Source organism: Dokdonella ginsengisoli (assembly GCF_042652785.1).
Lineage (GTDB): Bacteria > Pseudomonadota > Gammaproteobacteria > Xanthomonadales > Rhodanobacteraceae > Dokdonella_A > Dokdonella_A ginsengisoli.
Genome location: NZ_JBHSHD010000013.1, coordinates 116,876 through 134,375, shown reverse-complemented (window position 1 = coordinate 134,375; position 17,500 = coordinate 116,876). Strand labels below are relative to the sequence as shown.

The window sequence follows — 17,500 nt, the reverse complement described above, 5'->3', positions numbered from 1 at the left end:
CGCCGGCCGCGGCGCCGGCGGCACGTCCGACCGAAATCGCGCGCGCGACGCCACCGCCGAGCGCGGCGCCCGCGCCCGCACCGGAGCCGGTCGCGCCGGCGGGCGAGACGCGCGACGCGCGCATGACCAAGGCGCCCCAGCCCGAGTATCCCGCCACCGCGGCGCGCAACCGGCAGAGCGGCTGGGTCGAGGTCGAGTTCACGGTGGCCGCCGACGGCAGCGTGCAGAACGCGCGCGCGGTGTCGTCGAGTCCGCCGCGCGTGTTCGATCGCGAGGCGGTGCGGGCCATCCAGCAGGCGAGGTTCGAGCCGCGCCTGGACAAGGGACAGCCGATCGCGACGAACCTGCGGCGCCGGATCGAGTTCAAGCTCGGCGACTAGCGCAGCGTCGGCGTCGTGCCTTCGGGCACGACGCCTGTGGCGCATCTCGCGGTTTCTCGAGGATCGGCGGGCGCCGCCGCGCGGCACGGACGGCGTCGGATCCGGCTCAGTCCGAGCCGCCGGCCAGGTCCGGGCTGTCGCCGTGGTCGATGCCCGCCCAGTTGACCTCGGGAAGACCGAGGTAGCGGTCGATCAGCATCGGCATCAGGCCCATCGGCACGGCCGATTCGCAGTTCCACATCATGACCGCGCCGAAACGGTACTTCGGCAGGAAAGCGATGATCGCGCGATAGCCCTGCACGGCGCCGGCGTGGAAGACGAGCGTGGTGCCGGCGTAATCGTAGATGCGCCAGCCGAGCGCGTACTGCGCGTCGAACAGCCGGCCGCGGCGCCACGGCGAGGCGCGCTTCTCGCGCTCGGTTTCCACCAGCGGCGTGTGCAGCGTGGCCAGCAGCTGCGGCGACAGCACGTCCGGGCGTCCGCCCATCTGCGCGATCAGCCATTGCTCCATGTCGCGGATGCTGGCGTTGACGCCGGCCGCCGGCGCCACGTGGTAGTAGTTTTCCTTCGGCGCGAACGGCGACCAGCTGTCGGCGCCGACGCGATGATGCGGGCGCGCCCAGCTCTTGGAGCCTTCCAGCGCTTCGCGGCCGTAGGTCGCGGTGCGCATGCCGAGCGGATGGAAGATGCGCTTCTCGACCTGGTGATAGTAGAAATCGCCGGTCGACGCGTAGGTGACGTCGCCGATCAGGCTGAAGGCGATGTTCTGGTAGCCGTAGCAGTCGCCGACGGGGCAGGTCAGCGGCACCTCGCCGAGGCGTTCGACGAGCAGCTGGTACGGCTCGTCCTGCTCGAGCAGGTTGTCGTAGGTGTTGTGCGGCAGGCCGACGCGATGGCTGAGGATGTCGCGCACGGTCAGCTTCTGCGCGCCCTGCACGTCGTTGAGCGTGAACGCCGGCAGCACGTCGGCGACGCGCGTGTCCCAGTGCAGCTGGTTGCGCTCCACCAGCAGGCCCGCCAGCGTGGCGGCGAACGCCTTGGACAGCGAGGCGAGGCGGAACACGGTGTCGCCGGAGACCGGTTCGCGCGTGGTCACGTCGGCGAAGCCGATGCCGCGTTCGAGCAGGACCTTGTCGTCCTTGACGATCGCCGCGCTGAGGCCGGCGACGCCGTTGGAGGCTTCGACGCCGTCGAGCCAGCGGTCGAAATCGCGCGCGATGCCGGCGGCGTCGTGCGCGACCGCGCGCGAGTCGGCGACCGGAATCACGATCGGCGGCGGCGCGACGAACGGGCGCTTGCGCACCGCCACCTGCTTGCCGCGCTTGCCGGCCGCGGCCTTCTTCGGTGCGACCGCCTTCTTCGAAACAGCGGCGTTTTTCTTCGTGGCCGGGGACTTCTTCGCGACCGCGGCGGCCGGGGTGCGCTGCGCGGTCTTGGATTTCTTCGTCGCGGCGGCGACGGAAGCGGAAGCTGCGACGGCGACGGCCGCCAGCAAGGCGATCAGGACGCGCGAGGTACTGCTCAATGCCATCTCCGAGCCGGAATCTGCCGCGACCTCGTGCAGGCAACATCCGGCTGCTATGCTCGAACCGCGTCGATTCTAGCCGCATCGCGAGGGGGAAAGAAACATGAGCCTGCTGATTTTCCTGGCTATTCTGGTCGGCATCGGATTTTTCTTCATCGGCCTCTACAACGGCCTGGTGACCGGCCGCAATGCGTACAGGAATGCGTTCGCGCAGATCGACGTCCAGTTGACGCGCCGCTACGACCTGATTCCGAACCTGGTGGAAACCGCGAAGGGCTACATGAACCACGAGCGCGAAACGCTCGAGGCGGTGATTCAGGCGCGCAATTCGGCCGTCTCCGGCCTGTCGGCGGCGAAGTCCAATCCCGGCGACGCCGAGGCGATGCAGCAGCTGGCCGGTGCCGACAATGCGCTGACCCAGTCGCTCGGGCGCCTGTTCGCGCTGTCGGAGGCGTATCCGGATCTGAAGGCCAACCAGAACATGATGCAGCTGAGCGAGGAGCTGACTTCGACCGAGAACAAGGTCGCCTTCTCCCGCCAGGCGTACAACGACGCGGTCATGGGCTACAACAACCGGCGCGAGCAGTTTCCCGGATCGATCGTGGCGAACCTGTTCGGCTTCCAGCCGGCCGAGTCGCTGAAGATCGAGTCGGAAGCCAAGCGCGAGGTGCCCAAGGTATCGTTTTCTGAGGGCTGAGGGCTGAGGGCTGAGGGCTAGAGGGCTGAGGGCTAAGGGCCGCGGGGCTGGGCTGAGAGTCGAGGGCTGAAAGGCGCGGCTCTTCCAGCCCTCAGCCCTCAGCCCTCAGCTCTCTAGCCCTCAGCTCTCAACCCTCAGCCCTGGGCCCCGAACGAATGAATTTCTTCGAGCACCAGGAGCGGGCGCGCCGGCAGTCGCGGCGCATGCTGTGGCTGTTCGCGCTCGCGATGGTGGCGATCGTCGCGGTGATCGATCTGGCGGTGCTGCTGGCGATCGGCTTCGAGGCGCGGCGCGTCGGTTGGCAGGTTCTGCTTTTCGTCAGCATGATGGTGGTGCTGGTGATCCAGCTCGGCTCGCTGTATCGCGTGGCGACGCTGCGTGCCGGCGGCAAGGCGGTGGCGCTCGGCCTCGGCGCGGTGCCGGTGCCGGCCTCCAGCGACAACCTGGCCTACCGGCGCCTGCGCAACGTGGTGGAGGAGATCGCGATCGCCTCCGGCCTGCCGGTGCCGGAGATCTTCGTGCTCGAGGACGAGGCCGGCATCAACGCGTTCGCCGCCGGCTACGCGCCGACCGACGCGGCGATCACGGTCACGCGCGGCGCGCTCGACAAACTCACCCGCAGCGAGCTGCAGGGCGTGATCGGTCACGAGTTCAGCCACGTCCTCAACGGCGACATGCGCCTGAACATCCGCCTGATGGGCATCGTGTTCGGCCTGATCGTGATCTCCACGGTCGGCCGCAGGATCACCTCCGGCCGCGGTGGCGGCAGCGCCGCCCTGCTCGGATTCGCCCTGTTCGCCGCCGGCTATCTCGGTGTGGTGCTCGCGCGCATGATCAAGGCCTCGATCTCGCGCCAGCGCGAATTCCTCGCCGACGCCTCGGCGGTGCAGTTCACGCGCCAGACCGACGGCATCGCCGGCGCGCTGAAGAAGATCGGCGCGCTGGCGGAAGGCTCCCGGTTCGTCGGCCGCGACGCCGAGGAAGTCGCGCACATGCTGTTCGGCGACGGCGTCGGCTACTCCGCGCTGTTCGCCACGCACCCGCCGCTGGCCGAGCGCATCCGCCGCCTCGATCCGGCGTTCGGCGAGAGCGAACTGAAGAAGATCGCGGCGGCCTGGTCGCGACCGATCCGGGTCGGCGGCGGCGATCTCGAGCGCGCCGACGTCTCGATCGCCGGCTTCGCGCCGGCGGATGGCGTTGCGTCGGTGCCGCGCGAGCGCGGTGCCGCGTTGCCCGACGCGCGCAGCCAGGTCGAGCTGACGCCGCAGGCGGTGGCGCGCCAGGTCGGCAATCCCGACGACGACGATCGCGCGATCGCGCGCACGCTGCGCACGACGATTCCCGAGCCGTTGCGCGAGGCGGCGCGCCAGCCCGAGCGCGCGGTGCCGCTGGTGCTCGCGCTGCTGCTCAATGCCGAACCGGACGTGCGCGAGCGCCAGCTGGCGCTGGTCGCCTCCCGCTACGACGCCGGCACGCGCGAGATCGTGCGCGCCTTCGGCGCGACGCTCACGGACCTGCATCCGATGCAGCGGCTGCCGCTGGCTGCGCTGGCGTTTCCGACGCTGCGCCGGCGGCCGCGGCCGCAGCTGGACGTCTTCGTCGACGTGCTGCGCCGTCTGATCGATGCCGATAGCCGGGTCACCCTGCAGGAATACTGCCTGGCGCGCCTGGTCGACCTGCAGGTCTTCGCCGCGCTGAATCCGGCGGCGCGACCGGTCATCGGCCGCATCAAGCTCGGCGATGCGGCGGCCGAGCTGCGCGATCTGCTCGCCGTGCTCGCCGCGCACGGACACGAGGACGCCGCCGCCGCGCGGCGCGCCTACGCCGCCGGCTTGCACGAGGTGCTGCCGAACGCCGTCATCGCCTACGCGCCGCCGGCACAGTGGGCAGCCGCGCTCGATCGCGCGCTGCCGCGGCTCGACCGCCTCGATCCGGCGGGCAAGGAACTGGTCGTGCGCGCGCTGACGCGCGCGATTGGCACCGACGGCAAGGTCAGCGTCGCCGAGGCGGAACTGCTGCGCACGGTCTGCGCCGCGCTGCGCTGTCCGTTGCCGCCGCTGCTGCAGTCTTCCGGCTGAGACGTTCCGGTCCGCAGCCTGCGTGGCGGGCGCAGGCCGCGCGGCGTCGCCGTTGTTGCCGTTCTTGCGCGGAACGTCGTACGGCCCTGCGTTTTCTGTTAGAAATCGCGGCATGAACCTGCACGTCTCTCCCCAGCGTGCGACCGACTCCCTCCTGACGCAGTCGAATCTTCGCCTGCGCATTGGCGAGCACGTGATCGACGTCGGCGCGCTGCGCATCGTCACGCGGCCCGAAAGCGCGCGCCTGACCAGCAAGGCGATGGCGGTGCTGATCGAGCTCGTCCGCCATGCCGGCGCGACCGTCACGCGCGAGCAGCTGCTCGATCGCGTCTGGGCCGGCCGGGTGACCACCCCGGACGTGCTGACGCAGGCGATCAAGGAGCTGCGCCGCGCGCTCGCCGACGACGTCAAGCCGGCGCGCTACATCGAGACGATTCCGAAGGTCGGCTATCGGCTGATCGCGTCCGTGCTGGTGCTAGACGGGCCGGGCACCGGCCTGCTGGTGGACGGCGGCGACGCCGTGCTCACGCCGGATCCGGCGGAGGCCGCGGAGGCCGCGCCGTCACCGGACACAGCGTCGCCGCGATCGCGCACCGTGCCGGCGAAGACGATCGCCGTGGCCGCCGTCGCGGTGGCGCTGATCGCCGCCGCGGCACTCGGTTACCAGGCGTTGCGCGGCCGCGGCGAGGCCGCGCCGGCGGCGCGATGGCGAACCAGCGACCTGCATGCGCTCACTTCCGATCCGGGCGCCGAATACCGGCCGCACCTGTCGCCGGACGCGACGCGGGTCGCCTTCGGCGTGTTCAGTCCGCACGAATACAGCGAACGCCTGATGATGCGTTCGATCGAGCCCTCGCAGCGGATCGCCCTCACGCAGGGCAGCGATTCGGTCGAGGCGTTCCCGATCTGGTCGCCGGACGGGCACCGCATCGCGTTCTCGCGCATCGGCCCCAATTCCTGCGAGATGTTCGTCGTCGCCGGGCTCGGCGGCGCGGAGCAGCACGTGCGCCGGTGCCAGGATTCGGGATCGAACTATTTCGACTGGACTCCCGACGGCCGCGGACTGGTGTCCTCCGAGCGAGCCGACGGCGGCAAGGGCGATTTCGAGCTGTTCCGCTTCGACCTGGACAGCGGCCAGAAGCAGGTGCTGACGTACGAGCGCACCGCCGGCGCGCAGGATCTGGACGTGCGCTATTCGCCGGACGGCCGGCAGCTCGCATTCCGCCGCGGCCTGGCGCCGTACAGCGACCTGTTCGTGATGCCCGCCGACGGCGGCCGGCCGCGCCAGGTCACGCACGTTTCCGCGCGCATCCGCGGCTACGCCTGGGCGGCGGACAATCGCACGCTGGTCTATTCCTCCGACCATTCCGGCATGCAGGCGCTGTACGCGGTCGACGTCGAGGACGGCCACGACGAGCCGCTCGGCATCGCGCCGGCCGCCTATCCGGACGCCGCGCGCAGCGGCGATGCCGTGGTCTACGAGATCCTGCGCACGCGCGAGCGGCTGAAACGGCTGCCGCTGCAGCCGGAAGGCGCGTCGATGCAGCTGCTGGCACCGTCCACCGGCAACGACTACGGCGCGGTGCTGTCGCCGGACGGGCGGCAGCTGGCGTTCGCCTCCGATCGCAGCGGCCAGCGCCAGGCCTGGCTGTACGACTTCGATTCGGACACCGCGACGCAGCTGACGGACACGCCGGCCCGGCCGATCCTGTCGCTGAGCTGGAGTCCGGCCGCCGATCGCCTGCTCGCGGTGCAGCGCAACGGCGCCTCGCGGCAGCTGGTCGAGATCGAGCTGGCCAGCCGGCGCCAGCGCGTGCTTTCGCGCGCCGACGAGAACGTCGCGTTCGCCGCCTATGCGCCGGACGCGCAGAGTCACCTGATGGCGGTGCGCCTGTCGGATGCGGACACGCGCCTGTATCGCGTGCGGCAGGCCGGCACCGCGCAGGAGAGCCGCCAGCTGGTCCTGCCCAGCGTGATCGCAGCGCAGATCGATCCGGCCACGCACTCGTTGTATTACACCTCCGGCGTCGAGCCGGGGCTGCACCGACGCGCCCTCGACGGCGACGCCGACGAGCGCGTCACGCCGGACACGCTGGATTTCCCGCGCAGTGGCTGGCGCGTCGTGGGTGGCCGCATCTGGTACCTCGCCGATCTCGGCGTGCGTTCGGCCAACCTGCGCGAGTTCGACCCGGCCACCGGCAGCGGCCGTCTGGTGACCCGGCTCGACATGCTGCTGCAGAGCCTGGACTTCGAGGTGACGAAGTCCGGCGACGCCCTGATCTTCGCCCCGGTCGACGCCGAGGACACCGACGTCGGCTTCTTCCGCCTGAGCCGCACGCCGTAGCGGCGCGCTTCCCGGCCGCAACGGCCGGCTTCGGCAAGTGATTGATTGAAAGAGATTTCGTCGGGCCTTCCGGCGGATTTCGGCGAGAATTCGCCGCGATTTCAGGACTCCCACCGGCGTTTGCGCCTACCTAGCAGCCTCTGCTGCCGCTGGTCGGAGGTCGTGTGCAAATCGTCTTTCATTCCCCCGTTCCGGGCGGAGTCCTGGAACTGTCGTCCGCCGCCTATGCGCGTTCGTCGAAGCTGGCCGTCGTCCTCGGCGGCGGCCGCGGCTGCGTGCTGAAACTCGACGGCGAGTTCACCGCGATCTGGATTCCGCTGCGCGGCCGCCTGCAGCTGGGCACCGATTCGCTGCTGCATTCGGGCGAGGTCTGCGTGACCGAGCCGGAGGCGTGCCAGCGCGCGATCGGCCGCGGCAATGCGCTGTGGGTCGCCATCCTCGGCACGGCGGACGTGTGGCGCCATGCGCTCGGCCGCCTGCTCGACGTGCCGGGGCTGGGCAAGACGCTGCTGCCGGCGCGCCATCGCGCCGACCGCGAGCTGCGCCGCCTCGCGGTGGCGGTGGCGCGCGCGAAGGCGTCGGCGGATCTGGAAGTCGAGGCGGTGCTGGAACGGATCTGCACCCTGCAGGGCAGCCTGGTCGAGGCGATCGAGCGTTGCCCCGGCCGCACCCACGCACAGCGCCGCCACGTGTTCGCGCGCCTGCAGCGCGTGTGCAACTACCTCGATTCCAACTGCCATCTCGAGCTGGACAACGACGCGCTGGCGCGGCTGGCCAACTACTCGCCGTGGCATTTCATCCGCGCGTTCCGCGCCGCCTACGGCGAGACGCCGCACGCCTACCTCGTGCGGCGGCGGCTGGAACGGGCCTGTCGCCTGCTGCGCGGTAGCCATCTGGCGATTTCGGAAGTGGCGCTGGCCAGCGGTTTCGAGAATCGCTGCGCCTTCTCGCGGCTGTTCCGCCAGCGCTTCGGCACCACCGCCGGCGCCATGCGCCGGCAGGTGGGCGAAGTCAGGCGCGCGGCGCTGCCGCCGGGTCGATGAGAGCAAGGTTGGCAAATCCATTCGCCAGGAAATGGCAATCCGGTCGCTTCACGCTTTTTTAAGGTTGATCCCTGCGCGTCGCGGTGTGCGGCCGCTGAGTCGTTGCACGATGGGAGAAAAAATTCGATGAAACAGACAAAACTCGGTAAGGCGATCTGCACCGCACTGCCGTCCTGCCTGGCCGTATCGGCGTTCGGCTTCGCCGGCACCGCGCTGGCGCAGGACGCGGACCAGCCCGATTCGCAACAGCTCGAAACCGTCACGGTGACGGGCTCGCGCATCCGCAAGGCGGACGTCGAGACCGCCCAGCCGATCCTGGTGCTCGATCGCGCCGCGATCGAGAAGCAGGGCTTCAACACGGTCGTCGACATCCTGTCGAACCTGACCGAAGCCGGCGCACCGCCGATCAGCCGCTCGAGCGTGCTGGCCTCCGGCGAGGTGGTCGGCGGTTACTACCTGGATCTGCGCAACCTCGGTGCCAACCGCACGCTGATCCTGCTGAACGGCAAGCGCCTGGGCGCGACCAGCGCCGGCCTGCAGGATCTGTCGCAGGTTCCGGTCGCGGCGGTCGAACGCATCGAAGTGCTCAAGGACGGCGCCTCGGCGATCTACGGCTCCGATGCGATCGCCGGCGTGGTCAACGTCATCACGCGCCGCAACTACGACGGCATGGAAGCCAGCGCCTACATCGGCCAGTACGACGAAGGCGACGGCACCAAGCAGACCTACAGCATGACGCTGGGCTCGCACAACGAGCGCGGCTCGATCACGGTCGCCACCGAATACTCGAAGGAAGAGCCGACCTGGGCGCGCAACCGTCCCTTCAGCCGCTACGGCACTGGCCCCCTGCATCCGCTGGACCAGTACACGCCGGTGTCGCAGTGGGGTGCTTTCCTGCTGCCCAACGGCTGCCCGGGGCTGGAAGACAGCCCGTACGGACTGTGCACGCTCAATCCGGGCGGCAATCCGTTCAACATGGGGCAGGACGGTCGTCCGAACGACTTCCACGGCACCAATGCCGCCGGCGGCGCATCGGACCTGACCAACTCGAACGAAGAAATGATGGGCACGACCGGCCTGGACCGTCATGCGCTGTTCGTCGCCGGTGAATACAACATCACCGACAACATCAAGTTCTCGACCGACATCCTGTACAACAAGCGCTCGACCACGCAGCAGGTCGCCGGCTATCCGTTCCAGGCCGGCAACCTGTCGCCGGACAGCTACTACAACCCGTTCGGTACGCAGTACGTCGACGATCCGGCCGACGCGACCAACATCTACTTCCTGCGCCGCGGCTGGGAAGTGCCGCGCGTCACGCGCAGCGACCTGCAGACGTACCGCTTCTCCGGCACGCTGGAAGGCACCTTCGAGATCGCCGGCCGTACGTGGAACTGGGACGTCGGCGGCTACGTCAACACCAACGACATGCTCAAGACCGCGCGCGGCGACTACAGCCTGACGGCGGTCGCGCAGGCGACGGGCGCGTCGTTCTTCAACCCGCTGACCAACCGCGTCGAGTGCGGCACGGCGGACAACCCGACCCCGTACGGCTCGGGCCCCGGACAGTGCGTGCCGTGGAATCCGTTCTATCCGGCCGGCACGGTCGCTCCGGACTCGCTGTCGGGCAACAAGGAACTGCAGACGTTCCTGTTCCCGTTCTACCACGACACCGGCCGCACCAAGACGGTGGACTACAGCGCCAACCTGACCGGTTCGCTGTTCTCGCTGCCGGCGGGTGATGTCGGCGTCGCGACGGGTTACGAGTACCGCTCGGAATCGGGTCGCTTCGAGCCGGACGCGTCCAAGCAGGCCGGTCAGAGTACCGACCTCGCCGGCACCATGACCAAGGGTCGTTACTCGGTCGACGAGTACTACGTGGAAGTGGACGTGCCGGTGCTGAAGGACGTGCCGTTCTTCAAGGAGCTGTCGTTCAACGTCGCGGCGCGCTACTCGGACTACTCCACGTTCGGTGACACCACCAACGGCAAGTTCAGCCTGACCTGGCGTCCGATCGAGGACCTGCTGGTCCGCGGCAACTACGCCGAGGGCTTCCGCGCACCGACGATCGCCAATCTGTACGGCGGCTCCAGCCAGACCTTCGCGTTCTATACCGACCCGTGCGACCTGCGCAACGCGGCCGGCCGCAATCCCGACGTGCTGGCGCGCTGCACGAGCGGATTCGGCGGGCAGAATCCGACCCCGGGCAACTTCCAGCAGCCGGGGCAGGGCGGACGGCCGTGCTCGTCGTTCCCCTGCCAGACCGGCACACCCTTCGTGGCCGGCTCGAACCCGAACCTGCAGCCGGAGCTGTCGACCAGCAAGACCGCGGGTCTGGTCTACAGCCCGAACTGGATCCAGGGTCTGGACCTCAGCCTGGACTGGTACAACATCAAGATCAAGAGCCGCATCGCCGCGGACACGGTTTCGCAGATGCTGCAGGACTGCTACGTGTTCGGCGCGGTTTCCCGCTGCGCCAGCAGCCTGTTCACGCGTGACGCGAACGGCGGGCTCAACACGGCCAACATCGCCGGCATCAACCAGGGCTGGCAGGAAGTGGAAGGCTACGACTTCGGCGTGAACTACCGTCTGCCGGAGTTCTCGTTCGGCCGCTTCCGCGTGAGCTGGGACACGACCTACACCAGCTTCAACAACGTCAAGCCGGACGACAAGCCGGATACGGCGGTGGCGGTGCAGAACAGCTTCGGCGGCTTCCCGCGCATCCGTTCGAACCTGAGCCTGGACTGGTCGCTGGGTGACTTCGGCGCGACGTGGACCACGCGCTACTACTCCAGCATGAAGGAGGCCTGCTCGTACGACAAGGAAGGCGGTCCGGAGTGCAACCAGCCCGACCACGTCGCGCCCGACACCGGCGCCAGCCCGACCAATCGCGTCGGCTCCACGAGCTGGCACGACCTGCAGGTGCGCTGGACCGCGCCGTGGAACGGCACGATCTCGGTCGGTGCGAACAACCTGTTCAACAAGCAGCCGCCGATCATGTACACGGCGCCGAGTTCGCAGTATCCGTACTACGGCGGCTTCGACATCGGCCGCTTCTACTACCTGCGCTACACGCAGAAGTTCTAGCGAACGCGCGGGCTTGCGGTGGCGAACCGCAAGCCCGCCGTCCGTGTCCACCTCGCACCCCGCAGGGTGCGCAGAAGCCGTTCTCCTCACGCGGCTCTGTGCACCCTGCAATTCTCCTTCCGCCTCGGCGAGCCCGACGCACGCGCGGCATCGCTCGCGACGGCGCTACGGATCATCCGATCCACGCGATCCGCTTGGAACCCTCCCGCTGCAGGTGCAATCGATGGCGATGCGCGCCTGCCGCGGCGCTTCGTGCCCGCACGTTGCCGCGTGCGCAGCACGTGCGCACGCGAGACTTCGCGTCGCATCAGACGCGAATCCGGACCGCAATTTTCGTCACACCGGCTGCGCGCCGACGCAACCTTCCGGTAGCGTCGAAGACCAAAACTATGCGGGCCCTCCAACGGGCAGATGTGTCACAGCATCGATGTGCGAAACCCTCGGCGGACTTCGGGTTCGGGACCTTGAAGTCCGTCTTTTTTTTCGCCTTCGACGCCGCAGTGCTGGACATTTGCGTCGTTCCGTCCAGTCCGCGGACCTCGGACATCGCCATTGCGGCATCGCTCGCCGACACGGCACAGGCCGCACGACGGCCATTCTTCCTTCCCTCGCCGGGATGCCGCTCCTCCGCCGGCCCTTGTCGAACTATTAATACCTTCGTACATTAGCGTTCGTATATGCTATAAGACGTACGAATTGTTTCGTTATTTATGGCCGTCATCCGCGCGACCGGGGCGTGGGGAACCTGTCGGCTGAGTGCGCGAAGGAAGAGCATCGTGATGGTGACGCGCTACCGCCTGGCTCATGGAGCCAGGCTCGAACTGGGTGCGAAATCCCTGGTCGTCAACCGGACGGCGGCGACGCTGACGGTCGTGCACGGCGGCGGCCGCGGCTGCAGCCTGAACCTGGAAGCGCCGGTGATCGGCGTCTGGATTCCGCTGCGCGGACGTCTGCAGCTCGGCGCCAGCGACATGCTGGCGTATCCGGGCGAGCTGCGGGTCACCGAGCCGGAGTCGAATTTCCGCGCCGTCGGCCGCGGCGGCGCCGTCTGGGTGGCCCTGTTCGGCACGCCGCAGGTGTGGCGGCAGGTGATCGGAAGGGCGTCGGGCCCGACCACGGGCTCCCTGCTGCCGGCCTGCCACGAGGCGGACTTCGATCTGCGCCGCGGCGCCGTGGCGATGGCCCGGGCCGAAGCGACGAGGGACCTCGAGGCGTCGGCCGAGATGATGATCGATCGCGTGCTGTCCCTGCAGGCGCGCTTCGCGCCGGCGATCGCCTCGTGCCCCGGAAGAACCTACGCGCAGCGGCGCCAGGTGTTCCTGCGCCTGCAGCGCGTGCGCAACTATCTGGCCGCCAACTGCCATCTCGACGTCGACAACGACACGCTGGCGAAGATGGCGAGCTACTCGCCATCGCACTTCATCCGTGCGTTCGGTGCGGCCTACGGCGAGACGCCGCACGCCTACCTGATCCGCAAGCGCCTGGAGTACGCGCGCAGGCTGCTGCGCACCAGTCCGCTGGCGATCTCCGAAGTCGCCCTGGCCAGCGGTTTCGAGAGCCGCTGCACGTTCTCGCGCCTGTTCCGCGAGCGTTACGGCACCACCGCCGGCGCGATGCGCGCCGTCGCGGCGGGCGTGCGTTCGTAACGCGCCGAGCCGGCCGTCCTTTCGACGAAGCGTCGCTCGCGGCGCGCCGGCTGCATCGTTCCGAATTCTCCTGATGCCCGTCGCGCGGCGCGCACTCGCACGCCGGCGTCCGCGATGCGCCGGTATGCGCTCCGGCGCTGCTGCGACAACGGCTTCGTCGCTCGCCCGCGCCGATTCGATCAACCGAACGCTCAATTTTCGCAACGCGTCCCACGCATCTTCGGCAACAAGGATGATTTACGTCTTTTTAAGGTTCGGGGACGCGTGCCGCGTATCTGCGGCCGGTCGGCAACACCCAAAACAGGAGAAGCAATTCATGTCTACTACTCTGCTCCGAGACGCGATTCGGCGCGGTCTGAACAAGCAAGGCGTCGCGGGGGCGGCGCTGGCGTTGGCAACCATCGCCCCGGCGATGGCGCAGGACGCGCCGCAGGCCAATCAGCAGGAGCTGGAAACCGTCACGGTGACGGGCTCGCGCATCCGCAAGGCGGACGTCGAGACTGCCCAGCCGATCCTGGTGCTGGACCGCGCTGCGATCGAGAAGCAGGGCTTCAACTCGGTCGTCGACATCCTGTCGAACCTGACCGAAGCCGGCTCGCCGGCGATCAGCCGCTCGAGCGTGCTGGCCTCCGGCGAAGCGGTCGGCGGCTACTACATCGACCTGCGCAACCTCGGCAACAACCGCACGCTGGTGCTGTTGAACGGCAAGCGTCTGGGCGCCACCAGCAGCGGCGACCAAGATCTTTCGCAGATCCCGATGGCGGCGGTCGAGCGCATCGAAGTGCTCAAGGACGGCGCCTCGGCGATCTACGGCTCCGATGCGATCGCGGGCGTGGTCAACATCATCACGCGCCGCAACTACGACGGCATGGAAGCCAGCGCCTACATCGGCCAGTACGACGAAGGCGACGGCACCAAGCAGACCTACAGCATGACGCTGGGCTCGCACAACGAGCGTGGCTCGATCACGGTCGCCGCCGAGTATTCGAAGGAAGAGCCGACCTGGGCGCGCAACCGTTCCTTCAGCCGCTACGGCGACAGCCCGCGGCATCCGCTCGACAGCCTGACGCCGGTGTCGCAGTGGGGCGCGTTCACGCTGCCCAACGGCTGTCCGGGCGTCGAAGACAGTCCGTTCGCCACCTGTACGCTCAATCCGGGCGGCAATCCGTTCAACATGGGCCAGAACGGTCGTCCGAACGATTTCCACGGCACGAATTCGGCCGGTGGTGCGTCCGACCTCAGCAACTCCAACGAGCAGATGATGGGCACGACGGGCCTGGACCGTCACTCGCTGTTCGTCGCCGGTGAGTACAACATCACCGACAACATCAAGTTCTCGACCGACATCCTGTACAACAAGCGTTCGACCACGCAGCAGGTCGCCGGTTATCCGTATCAGAGCAAGAATGGATTCGGCCAGTATCTGTCGGCAGACAGCTACTACAACCCGTTCGGCACGCAGTACGTCGACGATCCGGAAGACGCGCAGCCGATCTACTTCATGCGCCGCGGCTGGGAAATGCCGCGCGTCACGCGCAGCGACCTGCAGACGTACCGCTTCTCCGGCACGCTGGAAGGCACCTTCGAGATCGCCGGCCGCACCTGGAACTGGGACGTCGGCGGCTACGTCAACACCAACGATCTGCTGAAGACCGGCCGCGGTGACTACAGCCTGACCGCGCTGGACGGCGCGCTCGGTGCCTCGTACTTCAACCCGCTGACCAACCGTGTCGAGTGCGGCACGGAAGCCAACCCGACGCCGTACGGTTCGGGTCCCGGACAGTGCGTGCCGTGGAACCCGTTCTATCCGGCCGGCCGGGCCGCTCCGGACTCGCTGACGGGCAACAAGGAGCTGCAGACCTATCTGTTCCCGTTCTACCACGACACCGGCCGCACCAAGACGGTGGACTACAGCGCCAACCTGACCGGTTCGCTGTTCTCGCTGCCGGCGGGTGATGTCGGCGTCGCGACGGGTTACGAGTACCGCTCGGAGTCGGGCCGCTTCGAGCCGGACGCCTCCAAGCAGGCCGGCGCCAGTACCGACCTCGCCGGCACCATGACCAAGGGTCGCTACTCGGTCGACGAGTACTACCTGGAAGTGGACGTACCGGTGCTGAAGGACGTGCCGTTCTTCAAGGAACTGTCGTTCAACGTCGCGGCGCGCTACTCGGACTACTCCACGTTCGGTGACACCACCAACGGCAAGTTCAGTCTGACCTGGCGTCCGATCGAGGACCTGCTGGTCCGCGGCAATTACGCCGAGGGCTTCCGCGCGCCGACGATCGGCGACCTGTATGGCGGATCGAGCCAGTCGTTCGACAAGTACAGCGATCCCTGCGATACCGTGCGTGGATCGGCGGCTCTCAACCCGGCCGTTCTCAGCCGCTGCACGACCGGCTTTGGCGGACAGAACCCGACGACGGGGAACTTCGTGCAGTTGGGCCAGGGCGGCCGTCCCTGCGGATCGCTGCCGTGCCAGACGGGCATTCCGTTCCTGTCCGGTTCGAACCCGAACCTGCAGCCGGAGACCTCGACCAGCAAGACCGCAGGTCTCGTCTACAGCCCGAACTGGATCCAGGGCCTGGACCTGAGCCTGGACTGGTACAACATCAAGATCAAGAGCCGCATTTCGGGCGACACGATCAGCCAGATGCTGCAGGACTGCTACGTGTTCGGCGTGGAATCGCGCTGCTCGTCCTCGCTGTTCACGCGTGATGCCAGCGGCACGGTCAACACCGCGCTGCGCGCCGGCATCAACCAGGGCTGGCAGGAAGTGGAAGGCTACGACCTCGGTGTGAACTACCGTCTGCCGGAGTTCGCGTTCGGCCGCTTCCGCGTGAGCTGGGACACGACCTACGTCAAGCTCAACAACATCAAGCCGGACGACAAGCCGGACACCGTGGTTTCGGTGCAGAACAGCTACGGCGGCTTCCCGCGCATCCGTTCGAACCTGAGCCTGGACTGGACGCTGGGCGACTTCGGCGCGACCTGGACGACGCGCTACTACTCCAGCATGAAGGAGAGCTGCTCGTACGACAAGAAGGGCGGGCCGGAGTGCAACATGCCCGACCACGTCGCGCCGGACACGGGTGCGGACCCGACCAACCGCGTCGGTTCGAGCACCTGGCACGACCTGCAGGTGCGCTGGACCGCGCCGTGGAACGGCACGATCGCCGTGGGCGCGAACAACGTGTTCAACAAGCAGCCGCCGATCATGTACACGGCGCCGAACTCGCAGTACTCCTACTACGGCGGTTTCGACATCGGTCGCTTCTACTACCTGCGCTACACGCAGAAGTTCTAAGAAGCCATTGCTTCAACGTCCCTTCGACGGCCCCGGAAACGGGGCCGTTTTTTCTTGCGCGATCCCTCCGGATCGCTTCGCCCCTGGCCGGCGTCCTTCCTTCGAGGGCTCCGGACCGCCGTTTCGCTCCGGAAGGCCATCCATGCGCTTGCGCCGCGGCGCAGGCTCGGGGAGCATAGCCGGCCCTTCGCCCACGACCGCTCATGCCCGCCTTCGTCGACCCCGTCCACGCCCGCCTCGAAGAGCTGTTCCGGGCCTACGGCGCCCGCGTCAAGGGCCTGCTGACGACCTACGGGCTGGACAAGCACGGCATCGACCCGGCCGACGTCGAGCAGGAAGTCCGCATCCGGCTGTGGAAAGCGCTGGAGCGTGACCGGTCCGGGGCCTTTCATGCGTCTTATGTGCAGAGGGTGGTTGCGAGCACGGTCATCGATGCGCTCAGGCGCGCCGAAGTCCGGGCCGCGGAGCCGCTGCCGGAGGAGGACGACGACGCTCCGGTCGATCTCGGCGAAGGCCCAGTGGGGCCCGAGCGGAGCGCCGGGGACGTCGAACGCATGCAGGGCATCGAGCGCTGCATGAACGAGATCCCCGAGCGGCGGCGTCTGCCGATCGCCCTGCACCTGCAAGGGTTTTCCCTGCAGGAAATCGCCGACCTGGCCGGGATCGCCTCGGCCGAAGCGGCGAGAAAGCTGGTTTCGCGGGGGCTGGAGGAGTTGAAATCCCGCCTGCGCGAACTGGGTTACGGTGATTTCGAGGACTGAGCCTCGAAGAATGAACGGCGGCGCTGAAGGCCGCCCGGGCAAGCGATCGGGACGATCGCGAAGGAGGCAATCATGAACGACAATTCCCTGTCCCGTCTGTATCGCCGGCTCACGGCGCAGCGCGGGGAGACCGTGGAAGCCGACGCCGCCGAGCTGAGCGCCGTCGTGGCCGGCGAAGCGGACGCTTCGCGCCGCGAAGCCGCCGCCACCAAGCTCGCCGCTTCGGCGCGCCATGCCGATCTCGCGCGCATGCTTCGTGCGCTGCAGCCGGCCTCGGCGGAACTGGCCGACGGCGTCCGCCGCCGCGGTTCGGCGCATCCGCAGCGCAGCCGCGAGGCGCGTCCGCAGCATCACGCGCGCCGCGCGTCGCATCACCCGCTGCGCTGGGCCGGCGGCCTGGCGGCCTGCCTCGCGCTCACGCTCGGTGTGGTCGGCGTATGGCACGGCAGCAGGAACGGCGGCATGCACCGCGACACCGTCGCGTCCGTGCAGAAGCCCGACCGCATCTTCACCTCGCAGGACCGCATCTTCGCGGCCAGCGACGACGCTGCGCACCGCGGTTCGAACGCCGGCGACGAGCTGTTCCGCGGCGATTTCTCCGGCGGCTGAGAAACCCTTTTTCGATTCTGAGCAAC

Annotated in this window: 11 protein-coding genes; 10 read left to right on the top strand and 1 reads right to left on the bottom strand. The window is 68.3% G+C overall.

The genetic code is table 11. The annotated features are described in order from the left end of the window. Positions 1–380, top strand: a 380-nt coding sequence (locus ACFO6Q_RS17215) for an energy transducer TonB (protein ID WP_380022352.1), incomplete at its 5' end; no start/stop codon positions are given. Positions 381–486: 106 nt separating this feature from the next. Here the strand turns inward: ACFO6Q_RS17215 and ACFO6Q_RS17210 are convergent. Next, positions 487–1,911 carry a serine hydrolase domain-containing protein gene (locus tag ACFO6Q_RS17210; protein WP_380022351.1) on the bottom strand — a complete coding sequence of 475 codons (1,425 nt, stop codon included), beginning with the start codon at positions 1,909–1,911 and terminating at the stop codon, positions 487–489. 97 nt (positions 1,912–2,008) lie between these two features. On the opposite strand from ACFO6Q_RS17210, the gene ACFO6Q_RS17205 reads away from it, so the two are divergent. The 9 genes from ACFO6Q_RS17205 (at position 2,009) to ACFO6Q_RS17165 (ending at position 17,474) form a co-directional block, all read left to right on the top strand. Further along, on the top strand, positions 2,009–2,602 hold the full coding sequence (locus ACFO6Q_RS17205; RefSeq protein WP_380022350.1) for a LemA family protein: 594 nt from the start codon (positions 2,009–2,011) through the stop codon (positions 2,600–2,602). 155 nt (positions 2,603–2,757) lie between these two features. Next, positions 2,758–4,680: a M48 family metallopeptidase gene (locus tag ACFO6Q_RS17200; protein WP_380022349.1), complete on the top strand. Its 1,923-nt coding sequence runs from the start codon at positions 2,758–2,760 to the stop codon at positions 4,678–4,680. Positions 4,681–4,792: 112 nt separating this feature from the next. Next, the gene (locus tag ACFO6Q_RS17195) at positions 4,793–7,024 is read left to right on the top strand and encodes a winged helix-turn-helix domain-containing protein (protein ID WP_380022348.1); all 2,232 of its coding nucleotides are present in this window, start codon (positions 4,793–4,795) and stop codon (positions 7,022–7,024) included. Positions 7,025–7,188: 164 nt separating this feature from the next. Then, the gene (locus ACFO6Q_RS17190) at positions 7,189–8,067 is read left to right on the top strand and encodes a helix-turn-helix domain-containing protein (protein ID WP_380022347.1); all 879 of its coding nucleotides are present in this window, start codon (positions 7,189–7,191) and stop codon (positions 8,065–8,067) included. A gap of 126 nt (positions 8,068–8,193) precedes the next feature. Continuing rightward, complete coding sequence (locus ACFO6Q_RS17185; protein ID WP_380022346.1) at positions 8,194–11,154, top strand: TonB-dependent receptor plug domain-containing protein; 2,961 nt, start codon at positions 8,194–8,196, stop codon at positions 11,152–11,154. A gap of 779 nt (positions 11,155–11,933) precedes the next feature. Then, positions 11,934–12,800, top strand: a complete 867-nt coding sequence (locus tag ACFO6Q_RS17180) for an AraC family transcriptional regulator (protein WP_380022353.1) — start codon at positions 11,934–11,936, stop codon at positions 12,798–12,800. A 316-nt stretch (positions 12,801–13,116) separates the two neighbouring features. Continuing rightward, positions 13,117–16,104, top strand: a complete 2,988-nt coding sequence (locus ACFO6Q_RS17175; protein WP_380022345.1) for a TonB-dependent receptor plug domain-containing protein — start codon at positions 13,117–13,119, stop codon at positions 16,102–16,104. A 203-nt stretch (positions 16,105–16,307) separates the two neighbouring features. Further along, complete coding sequence (locus ACFO6Q_RS17170) at positions 16,308–16,865, top strand: RNA polymerase sigma factor (RefSeq protein WP_380022344.1); 558 nt, start codon at positions 16,308–16,310, stop codon at positions 16,863–16,865. 72 nt (positions 16,866–16,937) lie between these two features. Next, positions 16,938–17,474: a hypothetical protein gene (locus ACFO6Q_RS17165; RefSeq protein ID WP_380022343.1), complete on the top strand. Its 537-nt coding sequence runs from the start codon at positions 16,938–16,940 to the stop codon at positions 17,472–17,474. The last annotated feature ends 26 nt before the right edge of the window (positions 17,475–17,500 follow it).